The organism is Streptomyces sp. NPDC005722 (assembly GCF_040630935.1).
Classification (GTDB): Bacteria; Actinomycetota; Actinomycetes; order Streptomycetales; family Streptomycetaceae; genus Actinacidiphila.
This window is the reverse complement of the sequence record NZ_JBEXYN010000007.1, coordinates 250,501-276,068: the sequence shown is the minus strand read 5'-3', so window position 1 is coordinate 276,068 and position 25,568 is coordinate 250,501. Positions and strand designations below refer to the sequence as shown.

Genomic DNA, 25,568 nt, shown 5'->3' with positions numbered 1-25,568 from the left:
CCGCCGGGGCCCCCGCGGGGCGGGGGGGCCCGCCCGGGGGCCGGCCCGCCCGGCCCGCCGGCCCCGGCGGGGTGCGGTCCGCCGGCCCGTCCCCCGAGGGGGCGGGCCGGTCGTGGCCGGGGGCCACGCGGACCGGGGTGCCGAGCTGGGTCATCCGACCTTCACCGACTTGGAGGTGGCGCTGCCGTTGGAGTAGCCCGCCCGCTTGGCGGTGATCTTGACCGCGACCCGGTGCCCGCGGTCGGACTTGGTCAGCACGTAGGTGGAGTGCGTGGCGCCGCGGATCACCTTGCCGTCACGCCGCCACTCGTAGCTGTACGACGTGGCGGAGGGCTTCCAGCTGCCGGCCTTGGCGGTGAGCCGCTTGCCGACCTTGGCGGTGCCGCTGACGGTCGGCAGCTTGGTGTACTTCAGGGCCGGGCCGACGGCCACGGTCACCGCGGGGCTGGTCGCCGCGGTGCTGCCGGTGCTGTTCTTCGCGGTGATCCGGCAGGAGACCTTGTGCTTGTAGTCGCTCGAGGTCAGGCCGAAGGTCTTCGCGCTCGCGCCGCTGATGACCTTGCTGTCGCGCAGCCAGCCGTACGCGTACGAGGTCGCCCCGCTGAACGTGGCGGAACAGGTCACCTGCGAGGCGACCTTGGCGGTGCCGGTCACCTTCGCGGCGGTGACGACCACCGGAGGCTTGACCTTGACCGTGTACGGGAGGGCCGCCGAGACCGAGGGCTTGTACGCCGCCGCGTCGGCCGGGGTGAACGCCGCGGTCAGCGTATGGGTGCCGACGCCCAGGGCGCCGGTGCTCAGCGAGGCCGTGCCGTTCGACACGGTGACCGGCGAGCCTATCTGGGCCGCGCCGTCCAGGAAGCGGACCGAGCCCGCGGCCGTGGCCGGGGCCACCGTCGCGGTGAGCTTCACCGCGGTGCCCTGCACCACCGGGCTCGCCGGGGAGGCGGCGAGGGTGGTCGTGGTGGCGGCCTGGGTGGGGGGCGGGGTGCTCTGGTACGTGGTGTTGGAGGTGAACCAGACGGCGGTGGTGAAGTCGCCGTACGTCGCCGACCCGAAGGCCTTGCGGCAGGTCAGGGTGAAGTCGTAGCGGCCCTTCAGCTCGTCGAAGCCCGCGTCCTTCGCGTAGTCGCGCATCGTCTGCATCAGCGGCACGGTGAAGCCGCCACCGGGGGCCCCGGGGTAGATGGCGATCTCCGAGTTGCCCACCACGTTCTGGCCCTCGGCCGGGAAGCCCGAACCGGTCACCTTGACGATGAGGTTGGTCGCCTCGTCGGGGCACGGCGCCGACGTGGTCAGCGACATCCCCGACAGGTCAGTGCCGGTGGCCGGCGCGACCTCCATGGAGCCGATGACCTCGGCCCTGGCCGTCCCGGCGACGGCGACGGCGATGCCGCCGGCCGCGAGCGCCGAGGCGAGCACCAGCGAGAGCCGCCGGCGCACGGTCGTGATCTTCATGGTCGTTCCCCGCCGTCTCAGTCGTTCGAGGAGTCGGAGAAGGACAGCAGGCCGCGGCGGCGCGCCTGCCGGACGACCACGGTCCCGGCCCCGACCAGTGCGGCCGCGGCGGCGGCCAGCCAGCCGGCGTCGGCGCCGGTGGCGGCCAGCGAGCCGCCGTTGTCGCCCGAGGCGCCGCCGTCGACCTCGGTGGAGATGCCCTCCGAGCCGCCGTCGGTCGTGTCGCCACCGGTCGTGTCGCCACCGGTGGTGTCCGTCGGGTCACCGGTGTCGGTGGGCTCGCCGGTGTCCGTCGGGTCACCGGTGTCGGTGGGCTCGCCGGTGTCGGTCGGGTCCGTCGTCGGCGTGGTGGTGTTCGACGGGGTGGTGCTGGGCGTGGTGCTCGGGGTGGTGCTCGGGGTGCCGCCCGCGGGGTCGGTGTCCTGGTACGCGGTGTTGGAGGTGAACCAGACCGACCCCTTGAAGTCGCCGTACGTGGTCTCGCCGAACGCCATGCGGCAGGTGACCGTGAACTCGTAGCGGCCCTGGAGCACGTCGAAGCCCGCGTCCTTCGCGTAGTCGCGCATGGTCTGCGACAGCGGGACGCGGAAGCCGCCCTCGCTCGCGGGGTAGATCTCCTTGGACGCGTTGCCGACGACGTTCATGCCCTCCTCGGGGAAGCCCGAACCGGTGACGGACACGATGACGTTGGTCGCCTCGGCCGGGCACATGCCCGAGGTGGTGAGGTCCATCCCGCTGGTGTCCGTGCCGGTGGCCGGGTTCACCTTCAGGGTGCCGATGGTGTCCGCGTGCGCGGAGGTCGCGGCCATGATGCCCACCGCCCCTCCGGCCAGGACGAGCGAGCCGAGCGCGGCCGCGGTCGAGCGGTGCAGGCGTGTGAACGACACTTTCTTTCTCCTCATTGCTTGTGATGGACGTGGGTGACGGGTGCTCAGCCGGACGTGTCCGCCGACGCGGTACGTCCTCTGCGCCCGCGCACCCACTGGGCGGCGCCCGCCAGGAGCACCAGGAAGGCGACCGCGAAGCCGCCGAGCGACCAGGCGGCGAGGGAGCCGCTCCCGTCCCCGGCCGGGTCGGCCGAGGCGGCGTTCACCACGCCGGCGACACCGCCCTGGCCGGGCGCGCCGGGCGCGCCGGAGGCGTACGGGGAGCCGGAGGGCACGGTGCCCTGGTCGCCGGCCGGGGCCGACGGGCCGGACCCGCCAGGGGTGGACGACGTGCCGGGACCTGCCGTGCCGCCGGGCTGGGCGGAACGTGCCGCCCCGGGGTTCTCGGGGGTGGCCCGGGTGCCGTCCGTGTAGGAGGTCTTGGAGGTGAAGCGGAGCGAACCGCTGAAGTCCCGCAGGCTCTTGAGGCCGAAGGGGGCCTCCAGGCAGCTGACGGTGAAGGTGTAGGTGCCGCGCAGGGTGCTGAAACCGGCGTCGAGGGCGTAGTCCTGCATCGTGTACGTCAGCGGGACCACGGGTCCGCCGCCGGGCGCCGACGGGTAGGTGCCGATCTCGGAGTTGCCGACGACGACCTTGCCGTCGCGGGGGAATCCGGCGCCCTTCACCCAGGCGATGAGGTTCCGCGTCCCGTCCGGGCAGGGCCCGGCGGCGGTGAGGGTCATGGGCTCGGTGGCGCTGCCGTGCTGCGGCGCGACCGTGAGGCCGCCGCGCTCGGCGGCGTGGGCCGCGGGGGCGCCCGCCCACAGCGAGAGGGCGGCCAGCACCATGGCGACGGGGGCGGAGGCGCGCGAGGCGGGGGCCGGCTTCTTCGGCGAGGTCGCGGCGGTGCGCGCGGCGTCCGGGCGCTGACCGCGGCGGCGGCGCCTGCGGCGGACCCACCACACGACGGCCGCCACGACGACGACCAGCAGCACGGCCAGCAGCGACCAGGGCACCGCCCAGAAGCCCTGGGTGCGGGTCAGGCTCGGCAGGTCGGGGATCGCGACGTCACCGCGTACGGAGACCGCGTCGACCGAGACGGTGGTGGCGTCCCGCACCGTGGGCAGGACACCGGTGGCCGTGACGCTGATCCTCAGCGCGTTGCCCGGCAGGATCTCGGCGAGGTCGCGCGAGCCCTTCACCGTGGCGATGCCCCCGAACGCGTCGTGGACGCGGACCGTCTGCTCGGCGGCGAGCCGGACGTTGCCGGAGTTGCGCACGGTGTACGACACCGTCGCGGTGCCGGTCCCGAAGGGGTAGGCCGTGCCGTGGTACTCGGTGTGGACGTCCTCGACGTCGAGCAGTGGCCGCAGCTGGCCGGCCACCCGCAGGTACATCCGGGCGCCGACGCGCTGGTCGACCTGGACCCGGTCGCCCTTGGCGCCGGTGCGCACCGCGGACAGCGAGGCGACGATGCCGGCGGGGTGGTCGCCGGGGCTCACGGTGCGCGGCACGGTCAGCGTGAAGGGGACGATGACGCGGGAGCGGGAGGCCACGGTCACCCGGGACCGGCCGAGCTTCACCCAGGTGCCGGCGTCGGCGGACTTGGTGGCCCGCGGCAGCAGGTCGAAGCCGCCCTCGGCGGAGTTGACGGCGTCGGCGGCGTAGACGTCCAACGTCAGCGGCTTGGCGCTGTAGTTCCAGATGGCGATGTGGTCCCGGATGACGGCTCCGGGGGTCACGCCGTACGAGTAGTTGGGCCGGCCGTCGGGCTTGTCGGCCGTCGACGGCTGGACGCCGAAGGTGGTGCGCCCGTTCGGGCCCGCGCCGGGTCGTGCGGAGGCCGCGTGCGAGGCGGCGGCCTGCGGGGTGGCGGCCGACGCCGTTTCGGCGGCCGGGAGTACGGCGAGGACGCAGGCGGCCAGGACGGCGGCGATACGGCGGGCTGATCGTGTGATCATGTCAGGTCGTCCGATCGGGCGCGGGTGGGACGGGGTGGTACGGGGGGGCCGCGGCAGGGTGCCGGGGCACATGGGCCGGTGCGTGCGGACGGGCCGGACCCGGGAGCCGGGACGGGCATCGCTGCCCGTCCCGGCCCGGGCCGGCCCCGGGGGCGTCAGCGCCCCTCAGGCCGTCCGCCGGCTCAGATGGCCGTCAGGGTGAGGGTCGCGGTGTAGGTGCCGGCCACGGTGGAGGTCGGCACGTTCAGAGCGAGGTCCGCACCCAGGTGCGCGGTACCGAGGCCGGTACCGGTGGCCAGGGAGCGGGAGGCCTTCAGACCGCCCTGACCGGCGTCGCCGGAGGCGACACCCTGCGCCGCGGCGACCGCGGAGCCGGCGGTGACGGTCTGCGCCGGGGCGTGGTCGACCACGTTCGGCGTCCAGCCCAGGTTCTGGCCGTTGATGGCGTGCGTGCCACCGTCGGAGAAGTCGGTCACCTGGCCGCTGACGCTCCAGCCGGGGTTGCCGGCGCGGGTGTCGGTCAGGGTGACGGTGTTGATGTCGCCCGCGGTCGTCAGCAGGTCGCCGTCGGCGTTCAGCACCGGCGACGGCAGGGTGACGTGCGGGTTGTCGACGCTGATGACCAGGGCGCCGGACTCGACGGTGGTGGTGATGTCCTGCGAGGCGGAGACGCCCGCGAAGTCACCGATCAGGTACGGCACGGCGCCGGAGTCGGAACCGGTGTAGGCCGCGGAGTTCGCCGGGACGAAGGTGGCGGAGAAGGCGTGCTCACCCTTGTCGAGGCTGCTGGTGGTGTAGGAGGCCTGGCCGCCCGAGACGGGGACGGTGGCCAGCGTGGTGGTGTTACCGCCCACGGTGTCCTGGAACTTCACGGAACCGGCCGCGGCGGCGGGGGTGACCGTGGCGTTCATGGTGACCGGGCTGAACTGCGGCGTGGTGTCGGACGGCGAGATGGCCAGCGAGGTCGTCGTCGCCGTCGCCTGCGGGGCGTTCACCTTGTACGCCACCGCGGTGGAGGCGGACGGGTTGTACGCCGCGCCGGTCGGGGTGAACTCGGCGGTCAGGTCGTGGTCGCCCGCGGCCAGCGCGTTCGTGGTGAGGACCGCGGTGCCGGCGGAGACGGTGACCGGGGAGCCGAGCGCGGTGCCGTTGTCCTTGAACTGCACCTTGCCCGCGGCGGCGGCCGGGGCCACGTTCGCGGTCAGCGTGACCGTCTCGCCCTCGGTGACGGGGCTGGCCGGGGAGGCCGCGAGGGAGGTCGTGGTGTCGGTCTTCACGCTCGGGTCGGTGTCCTGGTACGTCTCGTTGGACGTGAACCAGATCGAACCGGTGAAGTCGCCGAAGTTCGAGGAGCCGAAGGCCAGACGGCAGGTGACCTTGAAGGAGTACTCGCCCTTCAGCTCGTTGAAGCCGGCGTCCTTGGCGTAGTCGCGCATGGTCTGCGTCAGCGGGATGACCATCCCGCCGTCACCGGAGATCGGGTAGATCTCCTTGGACGCGTTGCCGACGACCGTCTGGCCCTCGGCCGGGAAGCCCGAACCGGTGACGGACACGATGACGTTGGTCGCCTCGTCGGGGCAGGCGTCCGTGGTGGTCAGCGCGATGCCCGAGGTGTCGGTACCGGTGGCCGGGTTGAAGGACAGGCTGCCGATCTCGGCGGCGTGCGCGGCGGGGGCCGCGATCAGGCCGGCCGCGCAGGCGGCGACGAGGCTCGCGAGACCGCCCGCCATGGCCCGCGAGAGCTTGTTCTTGAACACTGTCGTGTTCTCCCTCTTCGGAGGTTGCGAAGGTGACGGAAACAGCAGGGCGTGATCAGGGGGTCTGCTTGCTGGTGTCGCCGCAGTTGGCGTTGGCAGCGAAGCCGTAGGTGTTGATCACGTCGGTCTTCTGGCAGATCAGCGAGTTCGAGCCGACGAAGACCGTGCTCCACGGCGCGGTGCCGACCTTGCTGGTCGGGATCACGTTGTAGACGTCGCGCTTCACACCGAAGTTGCTGTTCAGCACGGTCGGCGCGAGACCGTCGATGGTGCCGAGGACGGCCTTGCCGCGGAGGTCCGCGATGGTCTGCGTGGCCTGCGAGCTGTACTGGGCGATGGAGAACGGCACGATCGACTTGTCGTCGAGGACGCGGCCGTCGTGCTCCTGCACCGGGTTGCCGTTCTTGGCGTCCTTGATGCAGGGGTAGACGCCGTTCTTCACGTCGGTGTCCGAGATGCCGACGGTGGACTCCCAGAAGCTGCGCGTGCCGGAGCCCGCCTGCGGGAGGTACGCCGTCATGGTGAAGTTGGGAGCGGTGCCCACGTAGTCCTTGTTGCAGGTGTAGATCTGCTTCAGGTCGTTCAGCGTGAGCTTGCGCGGGATCTGGCTGGAACCGGTGATCGCGTAGGTCACGCCGTCCACGGCGAACGGGACGTAGGTGAGGTCCGGGTCCACGGCGCCCAGGTTGAGGCTGGAGGACCGGGCGAAGTCCAGGCAGTTGTCGCCGGCCTGGAGGGAGGCGACCAGCGCGTTGCGGCCGGCACCCGAACCGTTCGGGCGGTCGATGGTGCAGGCGGCGCCGCTCTTGGTCGAGATCTTCGTCGTGCCGGTGGCGTCGTAGGAGCCGATGACCTTCTGGCCGCCGATGGTGATCGACTGGGCCATGCCGTTCATGACGTCCTGGGTGGTGTCGGAGCCGACACCGGACAGCTGGCGGAAGGCCGGGGCACCGGAGGGGTCGGCGACGGCGACGCTGCCGCAGACGGTACCGGTGAGCAGGCCGGCGGCGCCGATGACGGCCACTGCGAACTTGCGCATGTTCACTTGCGTTTACCTCTCGGATAGGCTTGCGCCGGGTGGTGCCCGGCACGGTTGTTTCAGACAGTTCGTTGGCGCGGACCTGTCGTGGTCTCGGGTTCGGGCATCACCCCCTCGGCTCTCGTCCGGACGTGCCCTTCGCACGCCAGGTCTGGAAGCCCGCCGCGAGTCGCGGCGCCACCCTCGGCAGGAGGGGGCCGCAGACCGCCGCGACGAGCCCGGCGGCCAGGGCGACCAGGAGGACGTAGCGCATGGCGCCCAGCGCCCACGCCGGAGTGCGGGACAGCGGGCTCTCGGCGGCCACGGGGACCGGCGGCGCCGTGGAGGCCTGGGTGCTCGGCGGGGCCGGCGAGGACGGCGTCGTGGAAGGCGTGGTGTCGACGGTCTGACCGCCGCCACTGCCACTGCCGCCCGAACCGCCGCCCGTGCCGTCGGAGGTGTTCTCGCCCTCTTCCTCGGGCACGGAGGGGCCCGACCGGGACACGACGGCGTCAGCGGCCGACTCGGTCTGCTTGCGCAGCGACGCCGGCAGCGGGGCGTACCCGTCGGGGAGGGTGCCGGGGGTCACTCCGGGCGCCTGGCCCTTGCCCACGGCGTACCGCAGCAGCGCCGCGTAGTCCCGGCCCTCCTGCTTGCTGAGCCTCTCGGGGACGGTGGCGGCGTAGGTGAGCACCGTGAGCGGGTAGGCGGCCTTGGCCGCGGCCCTGGGGTCGCTCACCATGACGCCGCCCACCGGGCCGGCCTTCATGCTCTTCTGTGCGGCGAGCATGGCCGCGTCGGTGGGCGCCACGAAGGCGCCGGAGGCGTTCTGCAGGTTCGCCGTCACCAGTCCGTACCGCCGGGCGGTCGGGGTGTCGGTCACCGCCAGGATGGCCCGCCTGCCCGCCGGCTGCGGGGGGTCCTTCTTGTAGGCGGGCGGCTGGCTGGTCGGGTCCCAGTTGCCGCGGGCCAGCGTGTCGCCGCGGGCGGCCGAGCGGGCCGCGTTGCGCAGGTCGGTCGCGTAGGGGTGCTTGTCGAGGATGCACAGCGGCTGGTCCGGGTGGTCCGCGAACTGCTGGCAGTACGGGTCGCTCTTCGGGAAGCTGTCGACGGGCAGCTCCAGGTCCTTGTAGTTCGGGTTCACCGTCATGCCCGAGAAACCCGGATCGCCGTGGCTGCCCTTGTTGTCGGGCGTGCCGTCGAGGAACTCCCGGGCGGCGGGGTCGCTGTCGATCCAGCTCCACAGCTGCGCGGTCGCGTCCGAGAGGGGCTGCGGCACCAGCGCGTCACCGAGGGCGCCGAGGAAGTCCAGATCCTCGTACTTCGGGTTGTACTTGATGAACTCCGGATCGTGTCCCAGGTTGTACGGGTTCTTCGCGGTGCTCTCGGCGAAGCGCGAGTTGCCGTCCTGGTACGACTCGGTGAGCAGTTTGGCGACCAGCCGCGGGGTGAGGTTGAGCGAGTCCAGCCGGAGGCCGTTGTCCGCGCGGACGTCCTCCGGCGCGGAGGACGCCGCATGGCTCTCGATGAAGAAGCCGAGGGTCAGCCCGGACAGGGTGACCGGGGCGTAGACGGGCTTGGCGTCCGGGGCGAACGTGGACGGATCCGCGGCCCGGTTGAGGAACACCATGCCCGGCTCCTCCGTCGACAGGTTCTCCCGGGCGCCGGCGTCACCCGCCGGCGCGAACCCGTAGATGGTCTTGTTGCCGGTCTGGCAGAGGGTGGGCTGCCAGCGGTGCACGGCCTCGGCGACCATCTCGGTGCCCAGGGTGGGACGCTCGGCCGCACCGATGGGGCAGTACGTGCCGGTCCGCTCGAAGCGCAGGGGGAAGACCAGGCGCTCCTTCCAGTTGGTCGCCGACAGCGGCGAGGACTGGAGCAGGCCGTCCGACTGCGCCTTGTACGAGGCCCCGTCGACCTCCGTCTCACCACGGGGGACGACGACGAGCCAGCACGAACGCGCGCCGGACTTCCCCTTCGGGACGTCGCCGCAGCCGAGGCCGGGGGCCTCCGCCGCGGTCTGGACCTCGAAGTAGACCTCCCCGGTCCCGTTGGAACCGGTGCGCGCGTAGGGCACCTCGTTGGTGGTGTTCGAGTCGAAGAACTCGTTGGTGTTGCCCTTGTCGAACACGTCCCCGCTCACGGCGCGGAAGGGCGCGAACGAGATGCTGCTGCCCGAGGCGGGTGGCGGCAGCGTCTGCGCCGGGTCCTTGAGGCCTCCGTAGCTGAGCTGCCGGGTGTTGGTCCAGGCGCCGGCCGCCTGTCCGCCCGTGCCCGCGCCCAGGTCGGCAGAACCGCCGAACTGGCACTGCTCGGGGCTGGGACCCGCGGGGTCGTCGCCCCAGCACTGCATGATCTGCAGGTAGTCCGCGGGGTACTTGCTGTCGTCGACGGTGGGGACCGCGCCCTTCCAGCTGATCTTCACGACCTGGTTGACCAGGCTGCTCGTCTGGTCGACGGTCACCTTGAGGTCGGCGAAGTCCCCCTTGCCGGAGACCGTCATCCCGGAGCCCGAGTCGGCCTGGGAGACGGTGGCCGGCGCCGCCGCGGCGGCCATCACCAGGGCGCAGGCGACGAGTACGGCGCGGTGCGCCGCCCGGCGGAGACGCGCGGGGATCACGACCGCCTCCGCTTCGGGTTCAGGAGCGACGTGAGCAGCGGCGGCGCGACCGTCAGTGCCAGCAACAGCACCGCGGCGAGCACCATCAGGGCGGTGCGCGTGCCGCCGCCGATGCTGCTCGCGGTGGTGACCGGCGTGGAGTACGCGCCGTCCTCACCCCCGGAGGCGCCCGTCGAACCGTCGTTGGCGACCACCTGTCCGGTGTCGGGGTCGACCGAGGGCGACGCGTTCGTGCCGCCGGCCGATGTGCCGTCCGAGCTCCCGCCCGACGTGCCCGTGGCGGACCCGCTCCCGCTGCCGGACGAGCCGCCCGACGTACCGCCGCTGCCGGAACCGCCGGTGCCCGAGCCGCCCGACGAGCCGGAACCGCCCTTGACCGTGGTCGACGTCGTGTTGCCGCCGGTGCCCGTGGCGCACTGCTGGCCTCCCTGCTTGTCGCAGGGCTGCGGGTAGGGCGCGTTCTTGGCCAGGGTGTTGGTGCCGTCGGTGGAGAAGGTGGGGTTCTGGCACTTCTTGACGTCGATCGACTCGACGTCGACCCCGGGGATGCGGCGGACCTGCGCGAGACCGGCCTTCACCAGGTTGATCGGCAGGGGCGAGAACCCGAGTTTGCCGACGCTCTTCTGGCCTTCGCACAGGAAGTAGTAGGCGAACGCGCCGAGGGTCTTGCCCTTCAGCTCGCTGAAGTTGTTCTCGACCTTGGTCGGAATGATCATGTAGCTGTAGCTGGACAGCGGGTAGGTCCGGCGGTCCGTGTCGTTGTAGACGCCGTCCAGCTTCTGGGTGAGCGTCTTGTCGTCGATCTGCGCCTTCAGCAGCGCCACGGCCACGTTCTTGTCGGTCGGCTCGACGTAGTAGCCCGCCTTGTTGAGCACCTTGACGACCGGGAAGTGCGTGGTGACCTTCGCGTAGGAGTACTCGACGTAGGTGATCGTGCCGACGTTGCGCTGCGCGGCGACGTAGCCGGAGACGCCGTTGGAGCCCGCCTGGGCGACCACGGAGGATCCGGAGATCTTGGGGTAGATGGACGTCGTGCCGCACGGCGTGCTGCGGCCGGCCTTGCGGCAGTAGTCGTCCCACAGCCCGCCGTACTGCCTGGCCATCCAGGTCGTGAACTGCGCGGTGGTGCCGGAGCCGTCCGAGCGGACCACGGGGACGACCGGACGCGCCGGCAGCGACGCGGCGAGCGCCGGGTTGTCCTTCTTGATCGCCGGGTCGTTCCAGGTCTTGATGACACCGGTGAAGATCTTGGTGATGACCTCGCCGGACAGCCGCAGGTTGGTCACCTGCTTGTTGCCGATCTTGAGGTTGTACATGAACGACGTGCCGCCGGCCACGATCGGCATGTACGCGTACTTGCGGCGGGGCGGGGTGTCGACGACGCCCGAGTCCTTGATGCCGTAGGGGATCTCGGAGACGGCGAAGTCGACGGTGCCGTTGCGGTACTGGTTGCGGCCGTCGGAGGAGCCGGTCCCGTTGTAGGTGACCTTCATGTTGTACTGCTGGACGTTGGCCGTCCACTGGTCCATCGCGTTCTGGCTCCAGGTGGAGCCGGCGCCCGCGATCGGGACGTACGTCACGGCGGCCGCCTCTTCGGCGACGGGCAACGAGGCGCCGAAGAGCAGCGCCGCCAGCATCAGGGCGAGGGCTGTCAGAGCTCTGAAGCGGGAACGTTCGGACGGTGCCGGACGTGCTCCGGGCATGGCGGGTGACTCCTGATCGGTGCGGTCGGTGCCCTGGTGGCGGGCGGGGTGGACGGTCACGGCTGGGTCCCGGTCCCGGTCGCGGTCGCGGCCGTGGACTGCGCGAGCGGAGCCGGACGGCGGTTCATGCGCTCCGCGTCACGGCGGGAGGCCAGCACCCGCCGGTGCTGCTGCCCGCGGGACAGCTCACCCGCGCCGCGGCCGCCGAGGACGCGGGCCAGCAGGAAGAGCAGCAGGACGAGCGCCATCAGCAGCCCGGCGCAGCCGAACCCGCGGGCGATCATGTTGGGCTGGGGAGAGGCCACCAGCTGGAAGGTGGCCAGCGGCAGCGAGACCTGGGGGCCGCTCAGCGGGTCGGCGTTGAGCGAGGGGTTGGCTCCGGCGGTGAGCAGCACCGGGGACGTCTCGCCGATGCCGCGGGCGGTGCCGAGGATCACCGCGGTCGTCAGACCGGAACGGGAGGTCGGCAGCACGACGGTCCAGATCGTGCGCCACTGACCCGAACCGAGCGCGTAGGAGGCCTCGCGCAGGGAACCCGGCACCAGCCGGATGACCACGTCGGCCGCGCGGATGATGATCGGCAGCATCATCACGCTCAGCGCGAGCCCGGCGGCGAGGCCGGACTTCTCGAAGTGGAGGATGAGGATGAAGGTGGCGTAGATGAACAGGCCCGCCACGATCGAGGGCAGCGCGGTCATCGCCTCGACGACGGTCCGCACGAAACGCGCGTAGGTGCCCGGAACCTCGTTGAGGAACACCGCGCACATCAGGCCCAGCGGCACGGTGATCGCCAGCGCGATGCTGATCTGCTCCAGGGTGCCGACCATCGCGTGCAGCACGCCGCCCTGGGTGAGCGGGGCCAGCGGGCCCGTGCCGCCCATGTTCTGGGTGAAGAAGTTGAGGTGCGCCAGCGCGGGCTTGCCGCGGTACAGGGCGTATCCGACCACGAAGAGCAGGGCCAGCAGGAGCAGCATCGCCAGGCTCTGCCAGATGACGGCGGCGACCCGGTCGCGCACCGCGACGCGGTTCTGGTCGAGGGAGACCAGCACCGCGTACAGGGCGACGAAGAATACGTAAGCGACGACCACGAAGCCCAGCAGCGAGTCGAACGGGGCGATCCAGCCGAACAGCACGAACGTCAGGGCCACGGAGCCGGCCAGTGCGCCGCCGAGGGCCAGCCGGTCCTCCGCCGTCACGGGCGAGGTGCTGCGGCGCACCTCCGGCCCGGCGTCGTCCTCGCGGGTCGGTGTCGTCGTCCGCGGTGTCTTGAGGAGATCGGTCATTTCAGGCCTCCGCCCCCGCGCCCGAGCGGCTGCGCGCCACGATCGAGGAGGCGATGAAGTTGACGATGAGGGTCATGATGAAGAGGGCGAGGCCCGCGGCCATGAGGGCCGACATGCCGAGTTCGCTCGCGGATCCGTAGCGGAGGGCGATCAGCGACGACACGGAGATGGCGCCGTTCTGCAGGATGTGCGGCTGGATCTCGAACACCGGCGAGATGATCATGTAGACCGCGATGGTCTCGCCGAGTGCCCGGCCGAGACCGAGCATCGTCCCGCCGATCACGCCGCCGAGCCCGAACGGCAGGACGACGGAGCGGATCATGCCCCACCTGGTGGCACCGAGCGCGAACGCGCCCTCGCGCTCACCGGGCGGTGCCTGGGAGAACGCCTCGCGCATGACGGAGCAGGCGATCGGGGTCACCATCAGCGCCACGACCATGGCGGCGATGAAGGTGGAGGACGTGTAGACCGTCATGCTCGCGAGCGGGTTGTCGGGCTCGGCCCCGTTGACCTTGAAGATCGGGATCCAGCCGAAGTACGTGGAGATCCAGCGGGAGAGACCGACCACGTGCCCCTGCAGGAAGAACGCCCCCCACAGGCCGTAGACCACGCTCGGCACCGCCGCCATGAGGTCGACGAGGCTGACCAGGAACCGCTTCAGCCGTCGCGGGGCGTACTCCGAGATGTACAGCGCCGTGCCCAGCGCCAGGGGCAGGGCGAAGCAGATGGCGACCACGCCGATCAGCACCGTGCCGGTGAGCACCGCCGCGATGCCGAAGTGGTGGGAGTCGGGCTCCCAGGCGGTGGTGGTGAGGAAGGAGAAGCCGGCGACGCTCAGCGCCTCCCACGCGCGGTAGGTGAGGAAGAAGCCGACCAGCAGCATGATCGCGAGCACCGCGGCACCGCTGCCGCGGGCGACGAGGCGGAAGACGCGGTCGGCCGGCTCGGGGGACGAACTGATGTCGCGCGGTACGTCCTCGGCGGCGGGGCCGGGCTCCGTGCCGGTGAGATCGGGAGCGAGGGCGGTCATCGTGCCACCGCCCCGAGGCGGGAACCGACGGTCGCCGCGGATGCGGCGCGCGCGGTGGGTACGGCGGCGGCGGGGGCAGCGGCGGATCCGGCGGTCGCGACGGCTGCGGCGGTCACGGTCCGGACGGGGGTGTCCCGCCGGGGCCCGCCACGCGGTTCCTCCGGTTCTCCTCGCGTAGACCCCGGGGACGACGACGCGCGCAGGCCGCGCAGCCGCGGCCGGTGGGCCGTGCCCTCGGTCATCTCGGCGACCGGGACCGCGGCCAGGAAGCGCCCGAGGTTCTGCTGGCACTCGCGCAGACGGTGGTACGTCCGACCGGACACGGCGACGTCCTTGCCGCCGAGTTCGACGCGCCACGTCCAGGTGCCGCCCGCGTGGGCCATGGACAGCTGCGCCCGGACCTGACCGATGTGTTCGCGGAGCATGAGCACGGCGGCCTGGCACTCCGCGAGGGAGGCATAGGTGCCCGCGCTGCGGCCCAGTTCGCGGTTGTTGGCGCCGACCAGGCGCCAGCCGATCGCGGTGGCCCGCGCCCCGGGACGCTCGTGCCGGTCGCCGCGGTCGTCGCGGCCCCGGCGGTCCGGGCCGTCGGGTCTGGCTCCCCCGCCGGGTCTCGCGGTACGCGGCGAGCCGTCCGGAGCGTGCCCGAAGTCCTCCGGGTCCACCGGTCGCGCAGGCGATGAGGCTTGTGGCAGGGACCTGCCACCACTGTGAGCCGACATGTACAGAACGCGTGGCCGGACCATGGCGGCCGACCTCCCTCCCCTTCGCGCCGTTGTGCCTCAGGCCGAAATGCATCCTCAGGCGGCACTGAATGTCGCGGCCCATGAGGGGATCGCGCTCAAGGAAGAGTGAAGGCCGAACGGAGAGAAGATGAACGAGACGTGCAGGTCCACGCAAGGTAATCAGGATCGGGGCAACGGTGACACTCCGCACCCGAATCGGGGTCCGTGGCCGGTGCACGTAAACGGACGGTCCACACATCACACCCCATTGCGACCGGGATAACCCACCGGTAGGCACGGGACCCGCCATCGATCGCCGCCGACCCCTGACGTTTTTCCGCCATTTCGGATCGACCTGGGGGGTGTCGGGCCCTTATGCGGAACCTTCACGGAATCCGACCTCCGCCTGCACGGCGGTGGTTCCGGCGAGGCTCGGACGGACCCCGCGGTGCCGTCCCGCGGGGTCCGGAAGGCGAACCGGAGGTTCCGGCGCCGGAGGGGCGGCGGATCGCGCCGCGTACTCGCCCCGGCGCCAGGCCCGGCGCGGGCGAGGGGTCAGCCCGCCTTGCGCAGCACCTCGGTGATCTTGCACGTGACCTCACCGGTGAGCGCCTCGGAACCCTGGGCACTCGTCTCGGCCTGGTCCCCCGCGGCCACGCCGGTCGCGTTGGCGACGGTCTGGGCGACGGCCTCCCCGCTCGGACCGAGGAAGTCGATGGTCACCTGGTAGTCGGAGGTCTCCGAACTGTGGTTGGTGACGGTCACCTCGACGCTCGGCCACTTGCTGAAGTCGTTGACACCGCACGAGGTGATCTTCGCGTCCCCCGGGGCCGACTTCCCGCTGCCGCCATCCTCCGGGGAGGCGCTGACGGCCGAGGAGTCGTTCCCCGAACTTCCCTTGTCCGCCCCGGTGTTGAGGGCGAAGGCGACGCTGCCGCCGATGACGACGACGATGGCGACGACCCCGAAGCCGAGTATCTTCCCCGCGCCCGTTTTCTTCGGCGGCCGGCTCCAGTCCGGCTCCTGTGGCGGCGGGTACTGGCCCGGTGGTGAGGCGTGCGACGGCTGAGACATGGTGAACCCCCTGAGGCTCGGATGTGAAGACACCGTGGCAGAGCTTCACCATGCGCGCAGAGACAAGAGCTGTCTGTAATGTTGCCGTGACCGATCCGGTACAGATCATTCCTGATAAGTGAGCATCAGAGGCCCGATCGGATTCGTACGACCGTGCCCCGCCCGCCGCCCCGCCCCGCCCGCCGCCTGACGGCCCGTCGCCCGTCGGTCACCGGGCGGAAACGGAAGGGGAGCGCCCGCACGACGGAACGGACGCTCCCCTTCGGCCGGGAAAGGCCCCGGAAGTGTCAGCCGGTCAGGCCACGGCGCGTCAGCAGCGGCTCGATGCGCGGCGCACGGCCGCGGAAGCCCTCGAACGCGGCCATCGGGTCGACGCTGCCGCCGCGGGAGAGCAGTTCACGGCGGAAGGTGTCACCGTTCTCACGCCGCATGCCGCCGTTCTCCTTGAACCACTCGACGGTGTCGGCGTCGAGCACCTCGCTCCAGATGTAGGAGTAGTAGCCCGCGCTGTAGCCGTGGGCGAAGATGTGCGCGAAGTAGGTGCTGCGGTAGCGCGGCGGGACCGCCGGCAGCGCGAGCCCGGCCTCCTTGAGCGCGGCGGCCTCGAACTCCTCCGCGTCGCCCGGGTCGTGACCGGCCGGGATGGTGTGCCAGGCCCAGTCGAGCACGGCGGCCGCCAGGTACTCCACCGTGCGGAAGCCCTGCCCGAAGCGCTCCGCGGCCTCCATCCGTTCCACCAGCTCGGCGGGCATGGGCTCGTCGGTCCGCTGGTGGCGGGCGTAGTGGGCCAGCACCTCGGGCCAGGTCACCCACATCTCGTTGACCTGGGAGGGGTATTCGACGAAGTCGCGCGGGACGGCCGTGCCGGAGAAGAAGGGGTGGCGCACGTCGGAGAACAGGCCGTGCAGGGCGTGGCCGAACTCGTGGAAGAGGGTGTTGACCTCGTCGTAGGTGAGCAGGGCCGGCTCACCGGCGGCCGGCTTGGCGACGTTCAGGTTGTTGACCACGACGGGCTTGCGGCCGAAGAGCCCGGACTGGTCGACCAGGCTGTTCATCCAGGCACCGCCGCGCTTGGAGGCCCGGGCGAAGTAGTCGCCGAGGTAGAGGCCGAGCGGCGAGCCGTCGGCGTTGAAGACCTCGAAGACCCGGACGTCGGGGTGGTAGCCGACGAGGTCGGTGCGCTCGGTGAAGCTCAGCCCGTAGACCTGGCCGGCCGCGTGGAAGACGCCGTCCCGGAGGACCCGGTCCAGCTCGAAGTAGGGGCGCATGGCGGCGGTGTCGATGTCGTACTCGGCCTTGCGGACCTTCTCCGACCAGTACGTCCAGTCCCAGGCGGAGAAGTCCTCCAGCCCGGAGGCGGCGGCCAGGGCCGCGGCCTCACGCTCGGCGTTGGCGACCGCGGGCGGCACGAGCCGGGTGAGCAGGGAGGTCACCGCCTCGGGGGTGCCGGCGGTCTGGTCGGCGACGACGTACGCGGCGTGGTTCCCGTAGCCGAGCAGGGCGGCGCGCTCGGCGCGCAGCCGGGCGAGCCGGGCGGTGAGTTCGCGGTTGGAGGTCAGCCCGCGGCCGAGCGAGGCCTCCAGCAGACGCCGGCGCAGGGCACGGTCGTCGAGCGAGGCCAGTTCGGACTGGTTGGAGAAGTTCTTCAGGCTGACGACGTACTTGCCGTCGTGGCCGAGGGCGGTGGCGTTGGCGGCCGCGGCGGCGACGGCGTCGGGTGAGAGCCCTGACAGCTCGTCCGCGTCGTCGAGCACGAGGGCGGCGGCCTTGGTGTCGGCGAACAGGTTCTGCTCGAAGGCCGTGGAGGCCTCCGCGATCTCCGCGTTGAGCGCCCTCAGCCGCTCGCGGCCCTCCTCGGTGAGCTCGGCACCCGCGCGGACGAAGCGGGTGTGGTAACGCTCCAGCAGCCGCAGCGCCTCGGCGTCCAGGCCGAGTTCCGCGCGCCGGTCGTACAGCGCCTTGACCCGGGCGTAGAGGGCGGGGTCCAGGTGGATGGCGTCGGCGTGGGCGGCGAGGGCGGGGTTGATCCTGGCCTCGATCTCCTGGATGCCCGGACCGGTGTCGGCGCTCGCGCGGTTGAAGAAGACCTTCGACACGCGGTCCAGCAGGTCTCCGGAACGCTCCAGGGCCACGATGGTGTTCTCGAAACCCGGCGGTTCGGGGTTCGCGGCGACGGCCCCGGTCTCGGCGAGCTGCTCGGCCATCCCCTGCTCGAAGGCGGGAAGGTAGTGCTCCTCGCGGATGTCCGCGAACGGTGGCAGCTCGTACGGGAGGGTGCTCGGGCTGAGGAAGGGATTCGTCGAGGTCACCCCACCGACCTTACGCCCGGTGCCTGCCGCCCGGAGGCGGCCTTCCCTAGGATGCCCGGATGGCAGCTACGCGTACGGACGGCCGGGTGGAGCGCGGCAACCAGACCCGCCGGCTGGTGCTGGAGCGCACCATGGCGATCGCCTCGGCCGAGGGTCTGGAAGGGCTGTCCCTGGGCCGGCTGGCGAGCGAGCTCGGACTGAGCAAGAGCGGGGTGTTCGCCCTGTTCGGCTCGAAGGAGGAACTGCAGCTCGCCACCGTGCGGGCGGCCCGCGAAGTGTACGTCCGGCAGATCGTGGAACCCTCGCGGGAGCTGCCTGCGGGGCTGGCGCGGGTGTGGCGGCTGTGCGGGTCGTACCTGGACCACTCACGGCGGCGGGTGTTCCCCGGCGGCTGCTTCCTGTTCGCGGTGTCCGCGGAGTTCGGGGCCCGCCGGGGGCCGGTGCACGACGCCGTCGCCCAGGCCCGGCTGGAGTGGACCACCTACGTCGAGATCACCCTCGAGAAGGCCCGCCGGGCGGGACAGCTGCGCGCGGACGCCGACGTCCCGCTGCTGGCCTTCGAGCTGATCGCGCTGATGGACAGCGGCAACCTGCAGTCCGTGCTCTTCGACGACGCCGGGGCCTACACCCGGGCGGGCACCGCGATCCTCGACCGCCTCAGGGCCGCCGCCGAGGGGGCCGCAGGAGAGGTGTCCTCGGTGTCCTCGCTGCCCACCCGCTACGAGGGCTGACGGAGGGCGCAGGAGGGACACGGCGTCCCGCAGCCGGACCGCTTCTCCGACAATCGGTGGGGCCGGTCTTGCCTCCGCCACGTTTGTCACCGTTACGCGGGCTTCGCGTCACAGATGATCAACAGCCCCTTCCGCCCTTGATCGCATGTCGTTGTCCCGGCGAGGCCGGCCACCCCCCGAGGCCGGCGCATGGGAGGTGCGTGGGAGATGACGGACCGGACCCTCTGGTCGTACGCCGAGATCGCCGCTCACATCCGGGTGCAGGTCGACACCGTGCGCTCGTACCGCAAGCACGGGCACCTGCCGCCCCCCGACGTCGTGGAGGGCGGCAAGCCGTTCTGGTACGCCGACACCGTCCGTCTGTGGAGTTCCCGGCGCCCGGGGAACCGCGGGCGCCGGGAGTCCGACTGACGCCGGCCCCGCCGCCGCTCAGCCCGAGCGGGCCGGCTCCGGCACCGGCTCCGGGTGGGGGTCGTGCTCCTCCCGCACGGGGGCCCCGCCCGGGTCCCCTCCCTCGCTCAGCCCGAACCGGTCGTGCAGCGCCTTGAGCGGTCGCGGCGCCCACCAGGTGGCCCGCCCGGTCAGCCGCATCACGGCGGGCACGAGCAGGGTGCGCACCACCATCGCGTCCATCAGCACGGCCAGCGCGATGCCCAGGCCCAGCATCTTGGTGTTGGCGATCCGGGAGGTGCCGATGGCCACCATCACCACCGCCAGGATCACCGCTGCCGCCGTGATGAGGCCGCCGGTACGGCGCACCCCGAAGACGACGGCCGCACGGTGGTCGCCGCTGCGCTCGTGCTCCTCCTTGATGCGCGACAGGAGGAAGACCCCGTAGTCCATCGAGAGGCCGAAGGCGACACAGAACATCAGCACCGGCAGCGTCGTCTCGATGCTCCCCGTCGCGGTGAAGTCGAGGACCCCGGACAGGTGACCGTCCTGGAACACCCACACCACCGCGCCGAACATGGCGGTGAGGCTCAGGGCGTTGAGCAGCACGGCCTGCAGCGGGATCACCACGCTGCCGGTGAGGAGGAAGACCAGCAGCAACGTCACGGCGACGATCAGGGCGGCCGCCCAGGGCAGGCGCTCGGCTATGACGTCCTTGGTGTCGACCAGTTGGGCCGCGGTGCCGGTGGCGGAGGCCTTGAAGGGGGCCTCGACCGCCCGGATCCTGCCGACCAGGTCCTGGCTCGCCTCGTCCACGGACTCCGCCTTCGGCAGCACGGTCAGGTACGCCGCGCCGTCGGTGACCCTGGCGGCCTCGGCCGGGCCGGGCGCCGCGGTCCGGCGGCCCTGCGCGTACTGGCCGGCCGGGCCGTCGACGACGACCACTCCGGGCAGCGCGGACAGCTTTCCGCTGTAGTCGCCGAGTTGCTCCGCGGTCGGGCGGCCCTCGGCGAGGACGGTGATCTCGCCGCCCGGGTTGCCGGGGAAGCCGTCGCGTATGTGCTGCTGCACGACGTGCGCCTCTGCGGTGGCCGGCAGCTGACGGTCGTCGGCGGTGCCGAACTGCACCTGAAGGAAGGGCAGCCCGAGCAGGACCAGCCCGGCGACCGTGCCGATCGCGAACAGCGGGGCGCGGCGCATCACCAGCCCCGCGAGCCGTGCGTAGCCCGCCCCCGGCTCCTGCCCGGCCTGCTCCTTGTGCCGGCGCGGCAGGACGCGGCGCAGGTCGAGGGAGTTGACCCGGTGACCGAGCAGCACCAGGGCGGCGGGCAGGATCACCAGCGCCGCGGCGGCCGCGAGCAGCACCACGGCGATGCCGGCGTAGGCGAACGAGCGCAGGAAGTACTGCGGGAAGAGGAACATCGCGGAGAGCGCGGCCGCCACGGTGAGGGCCGAGAAGAGCACCGTGCGTCCCGCCGTGCGCAGGGTGGCGGCCACGGCGGTCAGCGGGTCGGCGCCGGTGTCCAGCTCCTCCCGGAAGCGGCGGACGACGAACAGGGCGTAGTCGATGGCGAGTCCGAGGCCCAGTGCCGTGGTGAGGTTCTGCGCGAAGATCGAGACGTCCGTGAAGGACGTCAGACCCCGCAGCACGGCGTTGGTCCCGAGGATCGCCACGATGCCGACGCCCAGCGGCAGGACGGCCGCGACGGCACTGCCGAACACCATGACCAGCAGCAGGAGGGTGATCGGCAGGGCGATGAGCTCGGCGCGCGCCAGGTCCTCCTGGATCGTGCTCTGCAGTTCGTGCCGGAAGGCGGCCATGCCGCCGACCTTGACCCGCACCGCGCCGTGCCCGCCCCGGAACTCGGGGGCGATGCGCTCGACGGCCTCGGCGACGGCGTCGTCGTCGCCCCCGATCCGGGCGGCGATCACGGCCTCACGGCCGTCCTCGGCGCGCAACCCGGGCGCCCGGGTGGTCCAGTACGAGGTGACGCCGGTGACGTCCTCGTCCGCCGCGAGCCGGCGGCCGAGCTCCCGTCCCGCGGCCGCCACCTCCGGGGAGTCCACACCGGCGCCCCGTCCCTCGACGAGGAGGATCAGATTGGGCTGCGCATCCGGGAAGTACCGCTCCAGCGCCTCGGCCGCGTAGGCCGACTCCGAGCCCGGGGCCTCCCAGCCACCGCCGCGCAGCCGGTCCGCCACACCGCTGCCCGCGACCACGGACAGGGCGGTGAACAGCAGCGCGAGCAACAGCGTCAGGCGTGGGCGGGCGGTCATCGCCCGGGCCCAGCCCCGCGGCGGGCGCTCTCGGTTGACATCCGACATGGCAGAGGTGTCCCCTCCCCTGAGGAACCGCCGTAAAATGGCGAACACGAGCGACCACTCGCGTTTCTCCAGAATGCGAGCGACCACTCGCGTTTGTCAAAGGTGATTGGGGATTACACGTGTCTGAGGAGCAGAGGCCTCGGCGCCGGCAGGCCCGCGGCGAACGGCGCGTGGCACAGCTGCTGGCGGCGGCTTCCGACGTGTTCTGCAAGGTCGGCTACACCGCCGCCACCACGAACGCGATCGCCCGCGAGGCGGGCGTGTCCCCCGGCACGCTCTACCAGTTCTTCCCGAACAAGGAGGCGATCGCCATCGAGCTGGGCGGCATCCTCAACCAGCGGATGCGCGAGGGGCACGGGGAGCTGTTCACCCCCGAGAACGCCTCGCTGCCGCTGCGCGAGATGCTCGAGGTCATCGTCGACCCGATGATCGAGTTCAACTGCCAGAACCCCGCCTTCCTGGCCCTGGTCCACGACAGCGACATCCCCGGCACGGTCGTCGTGGAGCACGACGCGCTGCACAGCTCCCTGCTGGAGCGCGTGGAGACCCTCCTCGGACTGCGCGCCCCCGCCCTCTCGGCCACCGAACGCGCGCGGGTGGCCTCGATGGCCTTCGGCCTGTTCAAGGCCGGCCTGGCCCTGATCCTGGCGCACGAGGGCGCCGAGCGCGAGGCGTACGTCGGCGAGCTCAAGGCCGCGCTCTACGGCTACCTCGCTCCGCACGTCGGCACCGGGCCCGTCCCCCTGACGGAAGCCGGCCGGACCCCCGCAGCCACCTCCTGAGAGCGCGGCGCCCGGCACGCGGCCCCCGCCCCCTCGCCGGCCCGCCTCAGCGCCGCAGCGCCCGCCGGTCCGCCGGCTCCCCTCGCCGGCCTTCCGCGTGCCGGTCCTCGCCCTTCCCGGCCTCCGCCTCCGCCGCGTCCGCCCCCGCAGGCGCGCCGCCGCCGGTCGCCACCACACGGCCGGGGGAAGCCGTGCCCTCACCGGCCGAGCGGCGCCCGGAGAGCAGCTGCGCCACGCTGCCGATTCCGGCCACGGCCAGGGAGACTCCGAGGCCCAGCGCGACGGCGTACAGCGAGTTGGACATGGCGAGGCCGCCGAAGTAGCCCAGGCCCACCGAATACGTCGCCCAGACCGCCTCGGCCACGCCCGCCCCGATCAGGTAGCGGCCGGCCGGATACCGCACGATGCCCGCCGCGAGGCCGCCGACGACCCGCCCGCTGGGCAGGAACCGGACGGCGATGACGAAGGGCACACCGTGCCGCTCTATCCGGACGCTGGCCCACTCCAGCAGCGCACGGCGGCGCGGCCGCCGGTAGAGCCTGGTCAGCACCCGGCCGCTGACGGCCCGGCCGGTCCGGTGGATCAGCAGGTCGCCCGCGAGGGCGCTGCCGGCGACGACCAGCAGGACGAGCGCGATGGACAGCCGTCCCTGGGCGGCGAGCACGCCCCCGGTGACCAGGAGCGCCGCGTTGGGCACCAGAGGAGGCGCGGTCGTCGCGGCAAGCACCGCGTACGCCCAGAAGACGTGGCCGTCCCGCAGGTACCCCTCGAGGCCCGCGGTGAAGTCGAGGGCCGACACGATCCGTGCAACGTCCATGCGGCCGCCCCTCTTCCCGCCCCGGCCCGTCCCCGCGTCCCGTCCCAGGCCCCCAACGCTCGCAGGGCCGCGACGGCGGGGGCAAGGCGATTTCACCGGGATCGGGGCATTCCCAGGGTTTTCCCGGGGGCGCCTCATCCTCAGGTACGGGGCCGCGGGGTCCGGCTGTGGCGCGGGGAGTACGCCCGGCGTACACCCCCGGTCCCGGCGGGCGGCGGCTCAGCGGCCGAGCAGCTCGCCGCCGTTGCACTGCAGGATCTCCCCGGTGATGAAACCGGCCTCCGGGGAGGCGAGGAAGAGCACCGCGGAGGCGACGTCCTCGGGCCGTCCGACCCGGCCGAGGAGGGTCCGGCCGGCCCGGCGGGTCTGCTCGGCGGCGTCGAGCCGGGCGCCGAAGAACTCGGTGCCCGCCACGGTGCCCGGCGCGACGATGTTGCAGGTCACCCCGCGCGGACCGAGCTGGGCCGCCAGGGAGTGGTTCCAGGCGTGCAGGGCGGCCTTGGAGGCCCCGTAGGAGCCCCCGCCGCGCAGGGCGGCCACCGAGGTGACGGTGATGACCCGGCCGCCCTCGGGGAGCCGGTCGCGTACGGATTCGGTCACCAGCACGGCGGTGAGGACGTTGCGCTCGAAGTCGCCGCGCCAGCGGGCCAGCACCCCGTGCGGGCCGGCGCCGATCGCGAGTTCCCGGCTGCCGGCGTTGTTGACCAGGACGTCGATGCGCCGGGGCAGCCGTGCCAGGGTCGCCTCCACGTCGTCGGGGTCGGCGAGGTCGCAGGCGACCGGGGTGACGTCGTAGCCGTGGTGGGAGCGCAGGTCGTCGGCGGTGGCGCGCAGCACCTCGCGGCGCCGGCCGACGATGGTCACGTGGTCGCCGGCCTCGGCGAAGAGGGTGGCCACCGACCGGCCGATGCCGGTTCCCCCGCCGGTCACCACGACGTGCCGGCCCACACTTGCGTTCTGCGACATCACGCTCCGCCCCTCGAGGAGGGACAGCACGTTACGGGACCTCGCTTACGCGACGGACACGGGGGTGCGCCATGATACGGATGGCGTAGAAGATACGTAGGCATGACCGAGATCACACTGGCTGGAACGTAACCTTTTGGTTTACGAGGGGGTCTAACCGAGCGAAGACACCGGGCTCCCGGCGGACTCGGTGAGATGATGAGCGGGTTGTCTTTGGGGGACAGCCCGGTCGCCATGCCGGGGCGAACTGCCCGGAGAGCTTTGAGCGGCCCTCCCGGGTGGTTTGGTCCGGTTGGGCGAGCGCACCCAAAGAACGCCCGGTACGGACCCGTGGGGGGATCCGCTCCGGGAAACGGGAGCGCCCCGTGCCGAACCCGTGGGGGGATTCGGCGCGGGGCGTTTCTCTTCGTGCGGAGCGCTCGCGTCAGCGGGCCTCGACCGGGACGTAGTCCCGCTCGACGACGCCCGTGTAGACCTGGCGCGGACGGCCGATCCGGGAACCCGGCTCGGTGATCATCTCGTGCCACTGCGCGATCCAGCCGGGGAGCCGGCCGAGCGCGAAGAGCACCGTGAACATCGTGGTCGGGAAGCCCATGGCCCGGTAGATCAGGCCGGTGTAGAAGTCCACGTTCGGGTACAGGTTGCGCGAGACGAAGTAGTCGTCGCTGAGGGCGTGCTCCTCCAGCTTCAGCGCGATGTCCAGCAGCTCGTCGGACTTGCCGAGCGCGGAGAGGACGTCGTGGGCGGCGGCCTTGATGATCTTCGCCCGGGGGTCGAAGCTCTTGTAGACCCGGTGGCCGAAGCCCATCAGGCGGACGCCGTCCTCCTTGTTCTTCACCTTGCGGATGAAGGCGTCCACGTCGCCGCCGTCGGCCTGGATGGCCTCCAGCATCTCCAGCACGCTCTGGTTGGCGCCGCCGTGCAGCGGGCCCCACAGGGCGTTGATGCCCGCGGAGATCGACGCGAACAGGTTGGCCTGCGAGGAGCCGACCAGGCGGACGGTGGAGGTGGAGCAGTTCTGCTCGTGGTCCGCGTGGAGGATGAGGAGCTTGTCCAGGGCGTCGACGACGACCGGGTTGAGCTCGTACTCCTCGGCGGGCACGGCGAAGGTCATGCGCAGGAAGTTCTCGACGTAGCCGAGGTCGTTGCGCGGGTACACGAAGGGGTGGCCGACCGACTTCTTGTAGGCGTACGCCGCGATCGTCGGCAGCTTGGCGATGAGCCGGATCGTCGACAGGTAGCGCTGCTTCTCGTCGAACGGGTTGTGGCTGTCCTGGTAGAAGGTCGACAGCGCGCTGACCACGGACGACAGCATCGCCATCGGGTGGGCGTCCCGCGGGAAGCCCTGGAAGAACCGCTTGACGTCCTCGTGGAGGAGCGTGTGCTGCGTGATGTCGCCGCGGAAGGCGGCGAGCTCGTCGACGGTGGGGAGCTCACCGTTGATGAGGAGGTACGCGGTCTCCAGGAAGGTTCCGCGTTCGGCGATCTGCTCGATGGGGAAGCCGCGGTAGCGGAGGATTCCCTGCTCGCCGTCGAGGTAGGTGACCGCGGACTTGTAGGCCGCGGTGTTGCCGTAGCCGCTGTCCAGGGTGACCAGGCCGGTGTCGGCGCGCAGCCTGCCGATGTCGAAGCCGTTGTCCCCAACGGTGCCCTCGATCACCGGGTAGCTGTACTCGCTGTCCCCGTACCGCAGTACTACAGAGTTGTCGCTCACGTCATTCCCTCACCGACGTCGTGCCTCTTCTTCGAGGTT

Annotated in this window: 19 protein-coding genes; 3 read left to right on the top strand and 16 right to left on the bottom strand. The window is 71.9% G+C overall.

Annotated features, from left to right (window positions below; all coding sequences use genetic code 11):
• Positions 1–150: 150 nt before the first annotated feature.
• The 12 genes from ABZ479_RS12210 to ABZ479_RS12155 all read right to left on the bottom strand — a co-directional run bounded on the left by ABZ479_RS12210 (position 151) and on the right by ABZ479_RS12155 (position 17,804).
• Positions 151–1,458, bottom strand: a complete 1,308-nt coding sequence (locus ABZ479_RS12210) for an Ig-like domain repeat protein (protein ID WP_500461511.1) — start codon at positions 1,456–1,458, stop codon at positions 151–153.
• Between the two features lie 17 nt (positions 1,459–1,475).
• The gene (locus ABZ479_RS12205) at positions 1,476–2,345 is read right to left on the bottom strand and encodes a hypothetical protein (RefSeq protein ID WP_500461510.1); all 870 of its coding nucleotides are present in this window, start codon (positions 2,343–2,345) and stop codon (positions 1,476–1,478) included.
• Positions 2,346–2,389: 44 nt separating this feature from the next.
• On the bottom strand, positions 2,390–4,285 hold the full coding sequence (locus ABZ479_RS12200) for a hypothetical protein (protein WP_500461509.1): 1,896 nt from the start codon (positions 4,283–4,285) through the stop codon (positions 2,390–2,392).
• 182 nt (positions 4,286–4,467) lie between these two features.
• Complete coding sequence (locus tag ABZ479_RS12195; protein WP_500461508.1) at positions 4,468–6,042, bottom strand: Ig-like domain-containing protein; 1,575 nt, start codon at positions 6,040–6,042, stop codon at positions 4,468–4,470.
• 55 nt (positions 6,043–6,097) lie between these two features.
• On the bottom strand, positions 6,098–7,081 hold the full coding sequence (locus tag ABZ479_RS12190) for a hypothetical protein (RefSeq protein ID WP_500461507.1): 984 nt from the start codon (positions 7,079–7,081) through the stop codon (positions 6,098–6,100).
• Between the two features lie 106 nt (positions 7,082–7,187).
• The gene (locus tag ABZ479_RS12185) at positions 7,188–9,680 is read right to left on the bottom strand and encodes a hypothetical protein (RefSeq protein ID WP_500461506.1); all 2,493 of its coding nucleotides are present in this window, start codon (positions 9,678–9,680) and stop codon (positions 7,188–7,190) included.
• Positions 9,677–11,383 carry a phosphate ABC transporter substrate-binding protein PstS gene (gene pstS, locus ABZ479_RS12180; RefSeq protein WP_500461505.1) on the bottom strand — a complete coding sequence of 569 codons (1,707 nt, stop codon included), beginning with the start codon at positions 11,381–11,383 and terminating at the stop codon, positions 9,677–9,679. The genes ABZ479_RS12185 and pstS overlap by 4 nt, the downstream gene beginning before the upstream one ends.
• Before the next feature lie 56 nt (positions 11,384–11,439).
• Positions 11,440–12,666, bottom strand: coding sequence for a phosphate ABC transporter permease PstA (pstA, locus tag ABZ479_RS12175; RefSeq protein WP_500461504.1), 1,227 nt, complete (start codon positions 12,664–12,666; stop codon positions 11,440–11,442).
• Between the two features lies 1 nt (position 12,667).
• Positions 12,668–13,696, bottom strand: coding sequence for a phosphate ABC transporter permease subunit PstC (gene pstC, locus ABZ479_RS12170; RefSeq protein ID WP_500461503.1), 1,029 nt, complete (start codon positions 13,694–13,696; stop codon positions 12,668–12,670).
• Positions 13,693–14,361, bottom strand: a complete 669-nt coding sequence (locus tag ABZ479_RS12165; RefSeq protein ID WP_500461502.1) for a hypothetical protein — start codon at positions 14,359–14,361, stop codon at positions 13,693–13,695. Before ABZ479_RS12165 ends, pstC begins: the two co-directional genes overlap by 4 nt.
• 615 nt (positions 14,362–14,976) lie before the next feature.
• Positions 14,977–15,495, bottom strand: a complete 519-nt coding sequence (locus ABZ479_RS12160) for a hypothetical protein (protein ID WP_500461501.1) — start codon at positions 15,493–15,495, stop codon at positions 14,977–14,979.
• Between the two features lie 287 nt (positions 15,496–15,782).
• Positions 15,783–17,804, bottom strand: a complete 2,022-nt coding sequence (locus ABZ479_RS12155; protein ID WP_500461500.1) for a M3 family metallopeptidase — start codon at positions 17,802–17,804, stop codon at positions 15,783–15,785.
• A gap of 59 nt (positions 17,805–17,863) precedes the next feature.
• Between ABZ479_RS12155 and ABZ479_RS12150 the strand changes: the two genes are divergently transcribed.
• Positions 17,864–18,535, top strand: a complete 672-nt coding sequence (locus tag ABZ479_RS12150) for a TetR/AcrR family transcriptional regulator (protein WP_500461499.1) — start codon at positions 17,864–17,866, stop codon at positions 18,533–18,535.
• 207 nt (positions 18,536–18,742) lie between these two features.
• Entirely contained in the window at positions 18,743–18,946 is a 204-nt protein-coding gene (locus tag ABZ479_RS12145; protein ID WP_499599080.1) for a MarR family transcriptional regulator, read from the top strand.
• A gap of 18 nt (positions 18,947–18,964) precedes the next feature.
• Here ABZ479_RS12145 and ABZ479_RS12140 read toward each other — a convergent pair whose 3' ends face one another.
• Positions 18,965–21,250 (bottom strand): MMPL family transporter, encoded by a 2,286-nt coding sequence (locus ABZ479_RS12140; RefSeq protein WP_500461498.1) that lies wholly within the window; start codon positions 21,248–21,250, stop codon positions 18,965–18,967.
• 119 nt (positions 21,251–21,369) lie between these two features.
• On the opposite strand from ABZ479_RS12140, the gene ABZ479_RS12135 reads away from it, so the two are divergent.
• Complete coding sequence (locus tag ABZ479_RS12135) at positions 21,370–22,032, top strand: TetR/AcrR family transcriptional regulator (protein WP_499599084.1); 663 nt, start codon at positions 21,370–21,372, stop codon at positions 22,030–22,032.
• Between the two features lie 46 nt (positions 22,033–22,078).
• On the opposite strand, the gene ABZ479_RS12130 is transcribed toward ABZ479_RS12135, so the two are convergent.
• The 3 genes from ABZ479_RS12130 to ABZ479_RS12120 form a co-directional block, all read right to left on the bottom strand.
• Positions 22,079–22,849, bottom strand: a complete 771-nt coding sequence (locus tag ABZ479_RS12130; protein ID WP_500461497.1) for a DedA family protein — start codon at positions 22,847–22,849, stop codon at positions 22,079–22,081.
• Positions 22,850–23,068: 219 nt separating this feature from the next.
• A complete protein-coding gene (locus tag ABZ479_RS12125; protein WP_499599088.1) occupies positions 23,069–23,815 on the bottom strand; it encodes an SDR family NAD(P)-dependent oxidoreductase in 747 nt (248 codons plus the stop codon).
• 424 nt (positions 23,816–24,239) lie between these two features.
• Positions 24,240–25,529 (bottom strand): citrate synthase, encoded by a 1,290-nt coding sequence (locus tag ABZ479_RS12120; RefSeq protein ID WP_499599090.1) that lies wholly within the window; start codon positions 25,527–25,529, stop codon positions 24,240–24,242.
• Positions 25,530–25,568 lie beyond the last annotated feature (39 nt).

Bases quoted from the DNA above. Each gene is read 5' to 3' on its own strand.
- ABZ479_RS12160 (WP_500461501.1), bottom strand. From the start codon at position 15,495: ATGTCTCAGCCGTCGCACGCCTCACCACCGGGCCAGTACCCGCCGCCA.
- pstS (WP_500461505.1), bottom strand. From the start codon at position 11,383: ATGCCCGGAGCACGTCCGGCACCGTCCGAACGTTCCCGCTTCAGAGCT.
- ABZ479_RS12200 (WP_500461509.1), bottom strand. From the start codon at position 4,285: ATGATCACACGATCAGCCCGCCGTATCGCCGCCGTCCTGGCCGCCTGC.
- ABZ479_RS12130 (WP_500461497.1), bottom strand. From the start codon at position 22,849: ATGGACGTTGCACGGATCGTGTCGGCCCTCGACTTCACCGCGGGCCTC.
- ABZ479_RS12190 (WP_500461507.1), bottom strand. From the start codon at position 7,081: ATGCGCAAGTTCGCAGTGGCCGTCATCGGCGCCGCCGGCCTGCTCACC.
- ABZ479_RS12150 (WP_500461499.1), top strand. From the start codon at position 17,864: ATGGCAGCTACGCGTACGGACGGCCGGGTGGAGCGCGGCAACCAGACC.
- ABZ479_RS12140 (WP_500461498.1), bottom strand. From the start codon at position 21,250: ATGTCGGATGTCAACCGAGAGCGCCCGCCGCGGGGCTGGGCCCGGGCG.
- ABZ479_RS12125 (WP_499599088.1), bottom strand. From the start codon at position 23,815: ATGTCGCAGAACGCAAGTGTGGGCCGGCACGTCGTGGTGACCGGCGGG.
- pstA (WP_500461504.1), bottom strand. From the start codon at position 12,666: ATGACCGATCTCCTCAAGACACCGCGGACGACGACACCGACCCGCGAG.
- pstC (WP_500461503.1), bottom strand. From the start codon at position 13,696: ATGACCGCCCTCGCTCCCGATCTCACCGGCACGGAGCCCGGCCCCGCC.
- ABZ479_RS12145 (WP_499599080.1), top strand. From the start codon at position 18,743: ATGACGGACCGGACCCTCTGGTCGTACGCCGAGATCGCCGCTCACATC.
- ABZ479_RS12210 (WP_500461511.1), bottom strand. From the start codon at position 1,458: ATGAAGATCACGACCGTGCGCCGGCGGCTCTCGCTGGTGCTCGCCTCG.